Annotated in this window: 9 protein-coding genes and 1 tRNA gene; 2 read left to right on the forward strand and 8 right to left on the reverse strand. The window is 44.5% G+C overall.

The window, feature by feature from the left end; translation table 11 throughout:
- Nucleotides 1-9: 9 nt before the first annotated feature.
- The 8 genes from ACYVAA_RS02150 to ACYVAA_RS02185 form a co-directional block, all read right to left on the reverse strand.
- Nucleotides 10-3,345, reverse strand: a complete 3,336-nt coding sequence (locus tag ACYVAA_RS02150; protein WP_460538380.1) for a VCBS repeat-containing protein — start codon at nt 3,343-3,345, stop codon at nt 10-12.
- Between the two features lie 102 nt (nt 3,346-3,447).
- Entirely contained in the window at nt 3,448-5,313 is a 1,866-nt protein-coding gene (locus tag ACYVAA_RS02155; protein WP_460538381.1) for a RagB/SusD family nutrient uptake outer membrane protein, read from the reverse strand.
- Between the two features lie 17 nt (nt 5,314-5,330).
- Complete coding sequence (locus tag ACYVAA_RS02160; RefSeq protein WP_460538382.1) at nt 5,331-8,816, reverse strand: SusC/RagA family TonB-linked outer membrane protein; 3,486 nt, start codon at nt 8,814-8,816, stop codon at nt 5,331-5,333.
- A 115-nt stretch (nt 8,817-8,931) separates the two neighbouring features.
- Complete coding sequence (locus ACYVAA_RS02165; RefSeq protein ID WP_460538384.1) at nt 8,932-9,972, reverse strand: FecR family protein; 1,041 nt, start codon at nt 9,970-9,972, stop codon at nt 8,932-8,934.
- Nucleotides 9,973-10,386: 414 nt separating this feature from the next.
- The gene (locus ACYVAA_RS02170) at nt 10,387-11,007 is read right to left on the reverse strand and encodes an RNA polymerase sigma factor (protein ID WP_460538385.1); all 621 of its coding nucleotides are present in this window, start codon (nt 11,005-11,007) and stop codon (nt 10,387-10,389) included.
- Nucleotides 11,008-11,544: 537 nt separating this feature from the next.
- Nucleotides 11,545-12,105, reverse strand: a complete 561-nt coding sequence (gene frr / locus ACYVAA_RS02175; protein WP_460538386.1) for a ribosome-recycling factor — start codon at nt 12,103-12,105, stop codon at nt 11,545-11,547.
- Nucleotides 12,106-12,116: 11 nt separating this feature from the next.
- On the reverse strand, nt 12,117-12,827 hold the full coding sequence (gene pyrH, locus ACYVAA_RS02180) for a uridine monophosphate kinase (protein WP_460538387.1): 711 nt from the start codon (nt 12,825-12,827) through the stop codon (nt 12,117-12,119).
- A gap of 100 nt (nt 12,828-12,927) precedes the next feature.
- Complete coding sequence (locus ACYVAA_RS02185; RefSeq protein WP_460538388.1) at nt 12,928-13,422, reverse strand: acyl-CoA carboxylase biotin carboxyl carrier protein subunit; 495 nt, start codon at nt 13,420-13,422, stop codon at nt 12,928-12,930.
- A 48-nt stretch (nt 13,423-13,470) separates the two neighbouring features.
- Here ACYVAA_RS02185 and ACYVAA_RS02190 point away from each other — a divergent pair, with 48 nt between their 5' ends.
- Both ACYVAA_RS02190 and ACYVAA_RS02195 read left to right on the forward strand, forming a co-directional pair.
- The gene (locus ACYVAA_RS02190; protein ID WP_460538389.1) at nt 13,471-16,056 is read left to right on the forward strand and encodes a M1 family aminopeptidase; all 2,586 of its coding nucleotides are present in this window, start codon (nt 13,471-13,473) and stop codon (nt 16,054-16,056) included.
- A gap of 166 nt (nt 16,057-16,222) precedes the next feature.
- Nucleotides 16,223-16,305 (forward strand) — tRNA-Tyr (locus ACYVAA_RS02195).
- The last annotated feature ends 3 nt before the right edge of the window (nt 16,306-16,308 follow it).

The following is a 16,308-nucleotide window of genomic DNA, read 5'->3' on the forward strand; positions in this document are numbered from 1 at the left end:
GTGGATGATTCATTTGGTACTGGAATAGGCTTCCAGCCCTTTTTGGTTGATGCCGAAGAGCCATTTATCCTGCAATTTAATAATGCTTCGCACATCTCCTTTCAAGGCAAATCCGGATTGATCCTGAGGCAGCGCAATAAAACTGCCTTTTCCATCCCCCTTCAACAGTAAACCGTAGTTGGCATCGTATTTACCAAAGCGCAGTCTTGCTTCTTGGATATTACCACAAAGCAAGAGGTCTTTGTTTCCATCACCATCAAAATCTGCACTGGCCATGGCCATGATAGGTGCATTTTGGGCTGGGAGGGGAAGTTTTGCCAACTCCAGCTTTCCAGAACTTTTGCTTAGAAAGATACTTGTTGTTAGATGGTTGGCCGAAAGGGTGGTGGCACCTTTTAACTCTTCAGGGGTAAAAATATCCACAAGCTGGGCTTCAGCATAGCTTTTATAATCAGGAAACCGGGTTCTCATCTTGGCGATTTGATCCAGCAACTCATCTCTGGTGACGTAGGGATAGTTTACGCCCTGTATATAACAAGTTAATATAGGATCGATAGAACCGTTGTCATCGAAGTCCTTGAATACCATTTCTGCTGGTTCTTGAGGGCTGGCATGAACCTGGGTGTTGGTGCCCTGGTTTCCTATGACCAAGTCTGGTAGCTGATCACCGTTTAGGTCTTCCAAAAGTAGCGTGTTCCACCAGCCTGAGTAGGATTGGTCAAAGAATTTCTCTGTCGTATTATGGAGCTTACCGTTTTTAAGGGTGTGGGCGGTGATCGGCATCCATTCACCTACTGTAACCAGTTCATGTTGTCCATCGGCATCAAGGTCTGTCCATGCGGCATCGGTAAGCATTCCTGGATCGTATAAATCAGGAGCAAGCTCTTGGGTTTGATCGGTGAAGTTCCCCATGCCATCATTGATGAGCAGGTAGCTTCGTGGAGCTTTCGGGTACATGCCGGGAATCACCCTGCCGCCCACAAATAGGTCAGGGGCATTATCACCATTGATATCGGATAGGGTTACACAGCCGGAGCTGGTAAGCATTTTAGGTAAGGCATCGGACGATTTGGTGAGATTCCCTTTGCCGTCATTGAGGTATACTCTGTCCTGAAGTTTAGGATCCGTCGGCAGGAAGTTACCATAACCACCGCTACAGACATAGAGGTCCAAATGTCCATCTCCATTGAGATCAGCAAAGGCAGCATCGGTATCTTCGCTGTCTTGGTCTAAAATGAAAGTAGCCGTACTGCTTTCGCTGAATTTACCGTTTTTATGTTGGAGAAAGAGGCGAGATGGCTCTCCTGAGGCTCCACCGACAAACAGCTCTTCAAAACCATCTCCGTTCAGGTCAGCTTTGGCCATCACAGGGCTGCTGAAAGAAAGAGGATTGACCATAAGGGGCTGTCTCTTGAAATCGTTGACTTTGGAAGCATGAAGTTTTATCGTGACGGGCGGGACAGCGGGGGAGAATAGGGGTGCATTGGATGGAGAACCGATGTTGTTGACTTCTGCCTCCGCTTCCGAAAGAGAAAGGGTTTGGTTGGCCTTGATGTTTTTTAATACTTGGATCTTGCCGCTGGGCCAGGTGACATAGAGGGAGTCGACAATTTGTCTTTCCCCCAGACCAAAATGTAATACAGGGGAGACACTGGACTGGTAGCCTCTGGAGGGCATCTGTTCCAAGTACATGGACTGGCCGTTTTTAAAGACAGTAACTTGGGTTCCCAGGCCAAATGTGTTTTGACTTTCTCCTTGCAGTTTGATTTTAAGGAAATTGTTTTTTGTCTGTTTATTGCTTTGATTTTCAAATACAAAGGCTGCCTGGTTGATGTTGTTGACGACGATGTCCAAGTCTCCATCATTGTCAAGATCGGCGTAAGCAGCACCATTGCTGTTAGAAGGGTAGTCCGTCCCCCATTCCTTGCTGGCTTTGGCAAAAGTCAGGTCACCATTGTTTTTAAAAGTATAATTGTGGAGGTTGGAAGAGGGGATTTGTTTTACCAGATCAAGGACGTTTTGTCTTCTGATATTACCATCATTGTTTTGAACATAATCTCCCATAAACTTCAGAAAATCCATGTTGGTGTAGTCACGGAGGTAGCCATTAGTGATGTAAAGGTCTTTCCAGCCATCATTGTCAAAATCAGCAAATTGCGCCGACCAGCTCCAGTCCGTATTGGAGATCCCGGAAAGCTGCCCGATTTCGCTGAAAGTTTGGTTCCCATTGTTGACTTGGAGCATGTTACGCATGTACTGGTGATGGAAGCCGGCATTTACTTTGAAATCAAATTTCTCATAATTATCCGGAGCCATGAGCAGTTTCTGGCGCTTGTTATCTTCGGGAAGCATGTCCAGGGTAAGCAGGTCGGGCAGTCCGTCATTGTTGATGTCGGCTACGTCATTTCCCATTGAGAAATGCGAAGTGTGTCCCATTTTATTGCCGATCTGATCCGTAAAAGTACCGTCTTGGTTATTGATATACAGGTAATCCGGAGCAGTATAGTCATTGCAGATGTAGAGGTCTGTCCAGCCGTCACCGTCAATATCTGCAGCGCCGGTTCCGAGTCCATAAGACAGGGCAGAGTTATGGATTCCTGCTTCTCCGGTCACCTCGGTAAATTTGCCATTGTCGTTGCGGAATAATTGGGAGCCAGCAGGGTCTGTTGTTTTCATGATTGCCGCCGTGCTGGCTTCATCGAGTATCGGTAGGGATTTGTGGTTGTGGTTAAGGAGAAATAAATCCAGATCCCCATCTTTGTCGTAGTCGAAGAAAGTGCCCAGGGTACTGGTGGATGTACTGGCGATACCGTAGTCCTCTGCCTGCTCTGAAAATTGCGGAATGCCGTTTTCATTAACCCCTTCATTGATAAACAGCTGGTTTTTTCTTTTTTCCGGCCTCAAGTTGCCTGAATAGCAGACATAAATGTCCAGTCTCCCGTCTCCGTTTACATCAGCCATGGTGACACCGGTTTTCCACGGGCCGTTTCTGCCCGCTGTTCCTGAGGTTTCCGTGATGTCTTCAAAGACCATATCTCCCTTGTTGAGATAGAGTTTATTGGATACCATGTTTCCTGTAAAATAAATGTCTTCCAACTCATCCCCATTGAGATCACCTATGGCCACACCTCCTCCATTGTAAAAGTATTCGTACATCAGTACATTGGTGTTAAGCCCTTCTGTAAGGGTATTTTGAAAAGTGATTTTGGTTTTATCCGGGTCTAGTAGGTTAAAAAGTGTAGGGGCTTCAGGCTTTTGTTCTTCCTGATCTGGCTGGGTTTGGCACTGGATGAAGGCAAAGCAGAATAAGACTAATAAGGTTTTTGTTGGGTAGATTTTTGTCATAGGACTACATTCAGTTCGTTTAAATATAAAAAAAGAATCCATACTTATCGTGATGAGTAAGTACAGATTCTTTCTTAAAAAAATAAACAACAGGTTTAGGGTTTATTCACTATAGCCGGGGTTTTGGATCAATGCCTGATTCCGGTTCATTTCGTCCCTATGAATAGGTAGGAAATACATTTTATCCAACCACCTTCTATTTTCCTTGCCGGGGTCGATTTCGACCACTTGGTAGGAATAATTGTAAATTTCGGGAGCGTATCGATAAAGCTCCAAGCTTTGTCCCGCCTTAAAGGTGCCCACGATGCTGATACCGTTCGCATTACGGCCAAGGGTTTCTTCAGGGATCATCCAGCGCCGGGCGTCATGGAAGCGTTGCTCTTCATAGGCCATTTCCACTCTTCGTTCATTTCGGTAGCGCTCCATTAAAGCCTCACCCGTATCGTTTATTTCTGGCATGCCCACGCGGAATCGGATTCTGTTCAGCCAAGTTCTGGCCTCTTCTTCCTGTCCAAGTTCGATACAGGCTTCCACATAATTGAGAACAGCCTCCGTATACCTGATTACAGGCCAAGGGACTTCTTGCCAGGTGTTTTGGTCCACGATGGCAGGATCCGGGTCAATGAATTTCCTCGTATAATATCCCGTAAAGGAGCCGTTCCAGTCTTCAATTGGGCCATTTCTGGTGTCCAGTCCAAAGTGCGTAGTGGTCTGGCCATTTTGGATGATTTCATATTGACCGGTCTGTATTTGACCAAGGGGATCCCTTGGCTGGTTGGCAGAGGATCTGGGCTTCCATTGGGAACCATCGTAAAGAATGGAGGCGTAGAATCTGGCATCCCTGTTGTCATAGGGCGCCTCGGCATGATCAGGATTGTCCCAATCAAATTCGGTACCGTCCATCATCTCGTAATCATCCACGAAATGCTGTATAGGGGTGTTGCCCGCCCAGTTGTTATAGCCATTGGGTCCGTTGAAAAGTCCCTGACGGCCGCCGTTTTCCTGTTTAGCGTTGATGAAGTAACGGGCAAAAATCAATTCGTTTTCCCCTCCGTTTCTGGAAAGAGAGTTATTGATATAGTTTTGGATACCGTCTTCATGACTGACCGGAGCGGTAAGGTTCAGGAGATTGCCATCGTCATTGTCCAAAACGGCTTTGGCAGCATCCTTGGCCTTTTGCCACCGCTGCATTCTATCACCTGAGGTATAACCAAGGAATTCAGGATTGGAAAAGCCCGCGATCAATGAGGAGTTGCTGGAAGCAGTCGGGATATCGTGAAGGTCACTCGCAGCGTATAGCAAGACTCTTGATTTCAATGCTAAAGCCGCTATTCTGTTGGTCCTTCCGGAGGCCATTGATTTTCCTGAAAGGAGTGAAGCGGCATCATCCAAGTCCTGAACGATGTAGTTGACACATTCCTCCCAAGTGTTTCGGGCGGCATCATAGGTTTCTTCCCCTAATTCATAAGGTCTGTCTACAATCGGGAAAGCACCATAGTACCGTAACAACTGGTGACTATAATACGCCCTCATGAATTTGGCTTCTCCCATCAATCGGTCCACAAGGCCGTTGTCGTTCGATATCTTCGGCTCTGTGAGGTTTTGGATAGCCACATTACACGAACGGATATAGCTATACATATTTCCCCAAGCCAGGGTATTGTTTACCCAGCCGATGTCAGCAGGGTTGGACCTGGCCTCAGTAATCGTAGTGATGCCCCTGCCAGGGTGGGTGAAAATGGCCTCATCCGTAAGGGAGGCTAACATTTGTTCGTCAAATCCGCCATTGCCAAGCCCCCGATAAATATCCGTAACCGCTGCTTCTGCCAAAGCCGGGTCGGCCCAAACGGCAGATTCGGAAACTTCACCTAAAGGGTCGGTATTGACAAAGTCAGCATTACAGCTGGAAAGTGCCCAAGAACTCACCGCCACTATTGCCAGATAGGTTATATTTTTAAGTTTATTCATCTTCTTGTCAATTTTGATTAAAAGGTAACAGAAAGGCCTGTGTTGATCACGCGGGCTTGAGGGTAATACTGACCGGTAGAAGTACCAGATTCAGGATCTAGGATTTCAAGCTTGTTCATGAGGTTAAACAGGTTCAGTCCATTGGCGAATAATCTAAGATTGCCGATACCCACTTTCTCTCCAATGGCTGTTGGGAGTGTGTAGCCTATTTCGAAGTTTTTCAATCGGATATAATCCGCTTTTCTGAACCAATAGGTGTTTCCGTTGGAATAGTATTGGTCACTTCTGTTGGCAATTCTAGGATGGGTGCTGCTAGGGTTATCCACTGTCCATCGGTTTTGGTAAATGTCCAGGAAGTAGTTACCGATATTTCCTGATTCTCCCGCACTGATGTACTGTCTCGCACCGAAAGCTCCTTGGAAGAGGATCGCAAGATCGAAGTTTTTATAAGATGCCGTTAGGTTCACGCCTCCCTGGAACATAGGGATATTGTTGTGATCCATCCGCACCCTATCATCAGGTGTAATCGCGCCGTCATTATTATAGTCGACATATTTCATGTCTCCAGGGCGCAATTCATTGGTGATGGCCGAATAGTCCAGAGTTTCGTTATCAATAGAGGCTTGATCAGGGAATACACCATCATATTGATAAACCAAGAAGGTGTTCATGGGCTTGCCTGTGGACCGTTGCCAATCAGGTGCGCCAGGGGCCTCGTCCCAGAAAAGGATTTTGTTTTTCGCATAACCACCATTGACACTGGCGCTGTAGTTAAAGTCTCCTGCCCGGCCACGGTAGCCCATTTGGAAGTCAAAACCGGAGTTGGCCACTTCACCGATGTTTTCCGCAGGTAGGGAAAGTCCGGTGCTCTGGGGAACAGAGGCATTTTTTCTCCAAAGGATATTGGTCCGCTTGTTATAGAAGTAATCCATTTCGAAGAAAATTTTGCCATCAAACAGCTGGCCTTCAATACCGATATTGGAATTGTTGGCAATCTCCCAGGTAATGGCGGTGTTGGGTACCCTGGTTTCGAATAGGGTTTTGGTTTCTACACCGTCGATGATATAACTGTTGAATCCATAGGTGGAAAGGAACTGGTATTCCTGCAGGGTGTTTTCAAAGAAAATCTGGTCATTACCCATTTGTCCCCAGCTACCACGGATTTTGAAGAATTCAAGGGCAGGGATGGCGCTTTTGAAGAAATCCTCTTCAGAAGCTACCCAGCCCAGCATGATGCCAGGGAAGAAACCGAACCGGGTATCTTCTGGGAAGATGTAGGAAGCATCGTATCTCCAAAGAAACTCGGCAAGGTATTTTTCTTTGTAATTATAGGCTGCACGTCCGAAGTAGTTCAATCGGGCCCTTTCATAGGCTCCACCACCATTGTCCTTTTCCAGGTCACCACCTGCAAACATTTGATCAATGGCTGTTGAAATGAAATACCTTCTGAAGGCATTAAAGTTGTCGCCTTCTTCTGTTTCGCGGTTTGTACCTGCCAGGATGTTGACAGTATGCACCTCATCAAAGGTCTTTTCATAGGATACCACCCCGCCCAATAAAATGTTCAGCTGGTTGAAATGCTCTTGGCGTAATCTTGGCTCGGCAGGCCCTCTTTTACTTGCTACCAATACGGGAGTTACACCGTCATCTTCAAAACCGTTTCCTCTTTCATACAGGGTCCATGGGGTTTCCCATCTTTTCAGGTCCCTGGAAAGCTTATCCACTGCGGCAGTACCAACAAATTTCAATCCTTCTACCCCAGGGATTTTAATGGTAAGTTCTCCATTGGATTGGAAGTAATCCCTCTTGTCGCGGTCATAGCCGGTTTGGTTGGTAGTGATGACCACAGGGTTTTCACCGTTTTCGATGTCAGGGCCTGGAAGTCCGTTTGGCCAATAAGCCGGCTGGTGAGGCTTGCCTCTTACCTGCATCCGGAAGATGGCTCCTGCGGACCTGGTGGGGAAAAACCTGAATTCCTCTCTTCCTAGCACTCCCAGTTTTACACTGATATAATCGTTGATTTTGGCATCGAGGTTGATCCTCATGTCGTATTGCTTATAGCCAGTAGCAGAATTTTTGTAGTAGGCATCCTGGTTCTGATAGCCCAAAGAGGCCAAATACTTGACATTTTCGCTGCCACCGATCAACTGAAGGTTGTGCTTTGACTGAGGTGACCATTCCTTCAAGGTGGCATCGTACCAATCTGTATTAGGGTAGTTCCAAGGATCATTGCCTGCACGGTAGGCTGCGATGTCTTCCGGGGTGAAAGGTGCTGCCCTTTCCTGACCATTTGGTCGGGTGTATACGCCAGAGGTCTTGTAAGCTTCATTGGCTGCAGACCATTCTTCCACAGGAAGTTCGTATACACTAAGGTCGTTAAGCATTTGCGTGTACTGTGCGGCATTGGCCATTTCAGGAACCACGGTAGGCTGGCCCCAACCTTGGTTAAACTGGTAGGAAAGCTGTGGTTTTCCTGATGTTCCCCGCTTGGTGGTTACGAGGATTACCCCGTTGGCAGCCCGCGAGCCATAGATGGCAGCCGAGGCATCTTTCAATACAGAGATACTTTCTATGTCGTTTGGATTGAGTCTTTCAAAGCCCCCTGCTCTTGCAGGAACCCCGTCAATTACGATCAAAGCATCGTTATTTCCTAATGTATTAGAGCCACGGATCCTGATTCCAGAACCATCATAGCCCGGTTCACCGCTCCTGTTTACGGCTACTACCCCGGCCATTCGTCCTGCAATGGAGTTGGAGACGTTGGTGGCAGGTGAACGAGCAAGTTCAGCACCCTTCACGGAAGCCACAGAACCGGTAACGGTTTCTTTCTTCTGCTCACCGTATCCTACCACCACCACTTCTTCCAATGCTTGGGCATCCTCGTAAAGGGTGATGTTGATTTCGGTATTGTTGCCGACAAGAACTTCTTCGGTTTTGAAACCGATAAAGGAAAACAATAAGGTCGCTCCATCAGCTACATTGATGGTGTATTTTCCATCCATGTCGGTAATGGTACCGTTGGTTGTGCCTTTTTCCAGCACCGTGACTCCTGGGAAAGGTTGGCCCATCTCATCAGTGACCACCCCTTCTACAGAGGCCAAAAATACCACCCTTTCTTCTTTGGGCTCCTTTTTCTTTGGGCTGTTTTTGATATTAATGACTTTGTTGACTTGTCGGAAGGTTAACTCTCCTTGGATGGAGGCTTCCACTAATAAGTCATAAATGGACATTGTCTTTCCTTGATAGGAGATGGAAGTGTTGAGATTGACTTCCTCGTCGTAATAGCTAAAAGTATAATCGGTCCCGTTTTCAATGAATTCGATGATCTCCTTTAGCGTGTTATTGCTTTTGTTCAGTGTAAGGAACCTTTCCTTTAAGGATTGATCTCCTTGGATATTTGAACCGGAAGCCCCTGCTGTATAGGGACAGAAAATTTGAAAAACCATTATCAGGGAAAGTATACCCAGATAAAAGGTCTTTTGGGGTAAACATTTTGTTCGCATAATTTTGGGTTTTAGTTTGATTAAAGAATACCGTTCATCAAGTAACTGTACTGTGACGGTCAGGGGAATTAGGGCCGACAACCTGGATCGTTATCGGTTTGTTTTCATAGGCAGTTCAGTTAAAGGTTAGGGTTACCATATCGTCTTGAATTTTATAGTTGAAGTCTTTGCCGTAATTCATGCTGATGAGTACGTTTTCCAAATACTCGTTTTTGAATTTTCCTGTAAAGTTCCATTGTGGAGGGATTGTGCCTTCTACCTTTATTTCCACATTGTACCAACGTTCGCATTTTTTAAGCACTGTTTCCAGATCTGCTTTGTGGAACTGCAGGATCCCGTTTCTCCAAGAAATCCATTTTTCAGGGATGTCCCTGAATGGTTGAGGGTTTTCCTCCCCGCTCAGTGGGCCTAAAGCCCAGCCCGGGTTTAGAAATTCGGTGATGTGGAGATCGGTATTCTCTTCTATCTTTACCTTCCCCTCGGCAAGGAAGATGGTGGGCAGCTTGGACTCAGGATAATAATTCACATTGAATTCTGTTCCCAGTGCCGTGGTACTCACTGCTCCCGTTTTTACTACAAAAGGACGGGAACGGTCTTTGGCCACTTGGAAATAGGCTTCTCCTAAAAGATTAACGACCCTTAATGAGTCCGAAAAACCCGGGTAGTAAGAGATCTCACTGTCGGAATTGAGCCATACAATGGTACCGTCCGAAAGCACGATTTTCGACTTTTGGCCTTTAGGGTTTTGTTTTACGGTCATGCAGCGTTTTTCTGGACCTCGAGGGGGAGTATCAGTTGAAATCATATGATAGGCAAGACCTACCAGAAAAAAGATTCCTATTGCAGCAGCATATCCCAACCACTTTCTGTGAGCAGTCCTGCTGGTCTTTTCAACAGACTTCAAAGAGGTGGAGGTGGTTTTCCCTTGGTGGGCATCAACGAAGTCTTTTTTCTTCAAAAAGTTTTGATAAACCCTCGATTTGTTGGAGTATTCGTCTTTAAGCAGGGTGTTTTTCCAGATGTTTTTGAGCATTTCGAATTCTCGTCGGTTACGCTCATCTTTTTCCAGCCAGCTTTTGAGCAGCAGTATTTCTTCTGCATTGGCCTCACCTGAAAGGGTTTTACTTATTATTTGGTGTATATCTATATGATCCATTAAAATGATATGTCAGATGTTGGTCGTGGAAATCTTTTGATGGAGACTTCTGTTATTAAAGACACAAAAATTGGAGGTGTACCCTGTAGTGCTTGGAGATTTTTTTTAAAAAAGATTACGGTTGTATGAAACCTGGCAGTATTACAATACGGATTCTATAGATAGAGTGGGCAGGTAAAATTAAGTCTTTGAGGAGGCTTAAGTATCTGAATGCTAAAAGAGACCAGGTGTCGATGGCTATTGGAAGGTAATGGCTTTTTACTATTGGCAGGGAAGGGGGCACTTCGAGAAGCTCAGTGAATGGATACAAACAGCTTCCAAATGAATCAACTTCCAAAATTATTAAAGAAACCAGCTATATTACGTGCAGAAAGCTCGTCTCCCTGAATAACCTTGCTGAAAGTCTACCTTTAGTCAATAAAATAATAAGCTAAGGAAAATAGGAAAGGTTTTAAGGCTGGTGTAAAAATCGAGCGGTTGATCTTTTGTTTTTATCAAGTCGCTTCTTAGTTTTTTCAAGGCGTTGGAAACATGCATCTCCACCGTTTTTTCTGAGAGGTCGAGTAAGGTGGCAACCTCTTTGTATTTCATGCCATCTTCTTTGACAAGCTTGAACACCAACTTGCATTTTTCGGGTAGGTTTTCAATGCAGGTATTGATGCTGTTCAGCTCTTCCCTACTAAAAATACTGTCTTCCGGGGTAATAGGATCAACGAAAACTTTGTGGTCAAGATCATGAATATAGAGACTGTCAATTCCCTTCTTACTTCGTAGATGATTAAGTGCCTGCCTTTTTGTGGCGACGAACAGGTATTGGGAAGGATCGTTGATGTCTTTTAATTTGGTTCTGTTGACCCAGAGCTTTAAAAATAAGTCTGATACAACCTCTTCTGCCACCATGGGGTGCTTCAAATAAAAAAGCGAAATCTCAAATAAGGTCGAAAAGTAAATGTCGAATAACTCCTTAAAAGATCTTTCACAGCCTTCATCGGAGATTTTCGTGATTAACCGTTTACAGTTTTTTTTATCGATCATTCTGGGGAATCCTACAGAGGTTTTTTGGGTTTTAAGGGCGCTTTCGCAAAAGCGGCAACTAAATGTAAATAAAATAAGATTGATAAAAAAGTGATGAAGTTTTTGCTGTTTAAGGATTGGCGGTATGATATTTTGGTTAAATGGTGTTATTTGTAATTTAAGTTTATAAAAAGGTGTTTGTTCTATTGGCTAGGTGAGCAGAAAAAAAATGCAAGGGAGGGAGGGGAGATTCAAATACTAAATGCAAAATTTTGTTTTTGTTGCATACAGGGGTATATTTAAAGCGTAAGGTTTAAATAAATGGAAAAGAATTGGCAGCTCTTGGCTGTCCGTTCTTTGCTTTAATGGCTTCTTTGGAAGCTTTTTTTATGCCCAATAAAATTTCTGCCGTTTAGAAAGGGGAGCTGTCAAAGAAAAATACAGACTTTGGCAATGGGAATTCGGAGAAAGAAGATGAGCGGTATACAGCTGTCTTGTGGATACAAAAAAAGCCCGATCTAGATGCGGGCTTTCATTGTGGTAAGCGTATTTTTTATCTTATACTTTCATGATTTCACCTTCTTTTTTCTCTAGAAGGGCGTCGATTTTACTGGAATATTGATCAGTAAGTTTCTGTACGGTATCCTCAGCTCTTTTAATCTCATCTTCTGCCACGCCGTCTTTTTGAAGCTTTTTAAGTGAATCATTGGTCTCTTTTCGCACATTTCGAATGCTGATCTTTCCATTTTCGCACTCGTTCTTCACCTGCTTTACCAGAGACTTTCTCCGCTCTTCGGTCAATGGCGGGATGGTCAATATGACAATTTCCCCATTGTTTTGAGGTGCAAGTCCCAGGTCAGAGTTAATGATGGCTTTTTCGATTTCTCCAATGAGGTTTTTTTCCCAAGGTTTGATGGATAGGGTTCTTGCGTCAGGAGTGTTTACTGATGCCACCTGCTGTATGGGGGTAGGGGCACCATAATAGTTGACCATGATTCCGTCCAACAAGTTGGGCATCGCTTTACCTGCCCTTATTTTCAATAACTCATTGGCAGTGTGGTCCACCGACTTCTGCATGAGTGCTTGGGCTTCATCAAGTTCTAGCTGTATCTCTTCCATTGTTATATTGCTTATTTTGACGTAATTAATGTACCGACTTCTTCTCCTTCTACCAGATCAAGCAAATTTCCTGCCTTGTTCATGTCGAACACGATGATCGGCAAATTGTTTTCCTGGCAAAGTGTAAAAGCTGTCATGTCCATGACATTGAGATTCTTTTCGTATACTTCCTGGAAAGAAATGTTGGTGTATCTTTCCGCGGTTTCATCCTTTTCAGGATCAGCTGTATAAACGCCATCTACCCGGGTTCCTTTCAGTACTACTTCCGCCTCGATTTCAATAGCTCTTAAGCTGGCCGTGGAATCCGTAGTGAAATAAGGGTTGCCTATACCTGCTCCAAAAATTACAATTCTTCCTTTTTCCAAGTGCCTGATCGCTCTTCTTCTGATAAAGGGCTCACAAACACTTTCGATTTTGATTCCAGACATTAACCTGGTGTACATTCCGTTTTGCTCCAAAGAGCTTTGCAGGGCCATGGCATTGATCAAGGTGGCCAGCATGCCCATGTAGTCTCCTTGGACACGGTCTATACCAACTTTTTCTCCCTGTACGCCCCTGAATATATTTCCGCCTCCGATGACAATGGCGATCTCACATCCCAGTTCTTTTACTTTTTTTATCTCCTGGGTATACTGCTTCAGTTTGTTGGAGTCAATACCGTATCCGTTTTCCCCCATCAAAGCTTCACCACTGAGTTTCAGCAGAATTCTTTTGTACTTCATAATGTCTGTTTGATTAGCCAAGCGCTAATTTTGATTGATTAAAGAAAAGATAAACTCGACAAATATAAATTCTTGCTCTTAGAAAAGTAAGTCTAAGATTCTAAAATTGTATCAATACTTGATTTTTTTCTACGCTGTCCCCTTTTGTTACCATTATTTTGCGGACTGTTCCGTCTCCTGGGGACTTTAATACATTTTCCATTTTCATGGCTTCCAATATCAAAACAGGCTGTCCTTGCGATACTGTATCTCCGGGTTGGACCTTGATTTCTAGGATCAATCCGGGCATGGGGGCGGCAAGGGATTCAAACTGCTGGTTGACTTGTCCATTCATGCCAAGTTTTTCAAGCAGAAGGTCAAATTTGTCCTTTACCTGTACCTCTGCGCTTTTGCCATTGATCTTCAGGCTTAATCTTTTTTGGGCATGGTCTATGTTGACCAGTTCGGCCCTGTACGATTTATGGTGGTATAGGATGTGAAAATGCCGCTTGTCTATAGCTTGGATATCCCAGTGGATGGATTTTCCATTGACCAAAAAATCATCCCCATTTTGTTCAACACTAAAGTTTTCTTCGTTTATGGTTACTGAGAACATTTGATTTATTTTAGCATGAAAATATACAATTTATTTTAAAAGGTCTTTATGAATTTGAAATTCTATTGTGGGGCGGTATTGGCCGGAGGGCTGTTTTTCTCCTGTCAGTCTCAGCAAAAAGCCGTTCAGCCAGATGAGATAGGGAGGGTGCCCGTACAAATCGAACAAGTAGAAAGGGCTACAGATCCGGTGGACTTGATTAGGGAAAAAGAAAGTGCCATTGCTGCCTATCGTGCTACACCGGAGAGAAAATTTGACCTCTTGGATACCGAGTTGGACTTAGGTTTTGACTTTAAGGAAAAGCTTGTCCATGGAGATGCGGTGCTGACATTGAAGCCTTATTTTTATCAGCAGTCGGAATTGATCGTGGATGCCAAGGATTTTGATATCCATGCGGTCAATTTGCTAGAAGGAGAGGAGGAAATTCCCCTTGGACTTAGGTATGACGGTAAGCGCCTCAAGATTTACCTTCCTAGTATTTATTCAGCAGAAGATACCTTGAGGGTAAGGATCAAATATACAGCACATCCAAGCAAGACAACGGAATCGGGAAGTCAGGCAATAACAGACACCCAAGGACTTTATTTTATCAATCCGGATGGAAGCGAAAATAAACCTGTTCAGATTTGGACCCAAGGGGAGACTGAGCATAATTCCAAATGGTTTCCCACGATAGATGCTCCCAATGAAAGGGCTACCCACCGTCTACATGTTACCGTAGAAGATAACTACACCACCATAAGTAATGGGAAACTGTTGGGCCAAACAGACAATGGGGATGGTACCAGGACAGACCACTGGCTAATGGATAAGCCGCATGCCCCTTATTTGGTGGCCATGGTAGTAGGGGAGTTTGCTAAAATAGAGGACCGGTGGGAAGGACTGCCTGTCAATTATTACGTGGAGGAAAAGTACAAGAATGGCGCCGCAGAAGTGTTTAAGAACACTCCCGAAATGATGACTTACTTTTCCGATCTTTTGGGAGTTCCATTCCCCTGGCAGAAATATGATCAGATAGTGGTAAGGGATTTTGTTTCAGGAGCAATGGAAAATACCACAGCCTCCATTTTTATGGAAGAGCTTAATATGACTGAGCGGGAAGCTTTGGATAATGAGTACGAGGGGATTATCGCTCATGAATTGTTTCATCAATGGTTTGGGAATTACGTGACCACTGAATCTTGGTCCAACCTGCCGCTTAATGAAGCCTTTGCCAATTATGGTGAATACTTGTGGTATGAACACCATGAGGGGCGTGATGCAGCTGACCTACATCACATAGGGGAGATGGAAACGTATTTTTGGGAATCGGAGGAAAAGCAAGTTGATTTGATCCGGTATGAGTACGAGGACAATGAGGACATGTTTGATAGTCATTCTTATGCCAAGGGAGGCAGGGTGTTACATATGTTGAGGGACTATCTAGGGGATGAGGCTTTTTTCAAGGGATTGAAGGCATACCTGAGTGAAAATGCTTTCAAATCTGTCGAGATCCATGACCTAAGGCTGGCCATGGAGGAAACATCCGGTAAGGACCTTAACTGGTTCTTCAACCAGTGGTTTATGGCCTCGGGGCATCCTGTTCTTGATGTGAAATTTGATTATAGCCAACCAGAAAATTTGCTATTGACAGTGATGCAAAAGCAGGATCTTAATAATACGCCACTCTATGTAATCCCCTTTGAGGTGAGCTGGTACGTCGATGGGGAACGGTGTAGCAAGCGCTTTGTGCTGGATCAGGCTTTCCAGCAATTTGCCCTTGAAAACGGAGAGGAGATAAGTTTGGCTTATTTTGATGAAAAGAAGACTTTACTGGCGGAGATAAATAACCAGCTAACTACTGCACAATGGTTGGAGCAGCTCAATGGGACTGAATTTGCGGTTTCAAGGTACGAGGCTTTGGACAGTCTTTCTTCCAAGGAGCTGGATGATGGTATTCTTCTGGATTTGATCAATGTAGGACTCGATGATCCGTTTGGACCGATCAGGGAAGTGACGCTAGGTAAGTTTAAGGACTTTTTTTCTCGGTTTGGCCTGGAAGGAAAGGTATTGGAATTAGCTGCGAGGGATGATAGTAACAGTGTAAGGGCCAGTGCCATTGAAGTGCTCTCAGAGATAGCTGTGACTGATTACAGTTCGCGTTATTTGGAGTGGCTGGAAGATTCTTCCTACTATGTGGCAGGGGCGGCACTAAATGCCTACTTGAACAGTGCTGCAGGTACTATGGAAAAGGAAAGGATTGCCTCATCGCTGGAAGAGGAAGAGAACATCCGGATCTTGGTACCCATTGTGGATTTTTATACAAGGGAGCAGGTCATGGGTAAAGGAGCGTGGCTGCATGAAAAATTTGACATCACACAGGGACAAAAGCTGTATTACCTTATAGGCTATTATGCGGATTATTTTTCTAGGTTAACTGAAGAAGGAAGTGAAAAGGCCATTGATAAATTGTATCAGGCAGCAATGAAACACCGTCTTCCCTATGTGAGGTTGGCGGCCTTCCAAGGGCTTTTTGGCTTTATAGATGATGAAGGAGTGCTGGAAAAACTGGAAGAGATCCATGAAAATGAGAAGGACCCAGAGATCAAAAAAGCAGAGGCGTATTTTTTGCTTCCAAATTTCAGTGAAAATTAATCTCCTGATTACGAAAAGCTTAATAAAAAAGGGCCAAAAAACTTCAGTAATTTTTGGTCAATGTTTTGAATGTTTCAGAAAAGGGTATACCTTTGCCATCCGTTAAGACAAACAAAAAACGAACAAAAGAGTTCGGAACTGTCTTTCGAAATTGAAATGTTGAATCGGGGGAATACCAAAGCGGCCAACTGGGACGGACTGTAAATCCGTTGACTTATGTCTTCACAGGTTCGAATCCTGTTTCCCCCACAC

The sequence above is a fragment of the Echinicola sediminis genome, assembly GCF_054777495.1.

Excerpts from the sequence above, each read along its gene's own strand:
- frr (WP_460538386.1), bottom strand. The coding sequence starts at position 12,105 with ATGGAAGAGATACAGCTAGAACTTGATGAAGCCCAAGCACTCATGCAG.
- ACYVAA_RS02185 (WP_460538388.1), bottom strand. The coding sequence starts at position 13,422 with ATGTTCTCAGTAACCATAAACGAAGAAAACTTTAGTGTTGAACAAAAT.
- ACYVAA_RS02190 (WP_460538389.1), top strand. The coding sequence starts at position 13,471 with ATGAATTTGAAATTCTATTGTGGGGCGGTATTGGCCGGAGGGCTGTTT.
- ACYVAA_RS02160 (WP_460538382.1), bottom strand. The coding sequence starts at position 8,816 with ATGCGAACAAAATGTTTACCCCAAAAGACCTTTTATCTGGGTATACTT.
- pyrH (WP_460538387.1), bottom strand. The coding sequence starts at position 12,827 with ATGAAGTACAAAAGAATTCTGCTGAAACTCAGTGGTGAAGCTTTGATG.
- ACYVAA_RS02170 (WP_460538385.1), bottom strand. The coding sequence starts at position 11,007 with ATGATCGATAAAAAAAACTGTAAACGGTTAATCACGAAAATCTCCGAT.
- ACYVAA_RS02150 (WP_460538380.1), bottom strand. The coding sequence starts at position 3,345 with ATGACAAAAATCTACCCAACAAAAACCTTATTAGTCTTATTCTGCTTT.
- ACYVAA_RS02165 (WP_460538384.1), bottom strand. The coding sequence starts at position 9,972 with ATGGATCATATAGATATACACCAAATAATAAGTAAAACCCTTTCAGGT.
- ACYVAA_RS02155 (WP_460538381.1), bottom strand. The coding sequence starts at position 5,313 with ATGAATAAACTTAAAAATATAACCTATCTGGCAATAGTGGCGGTGAGT.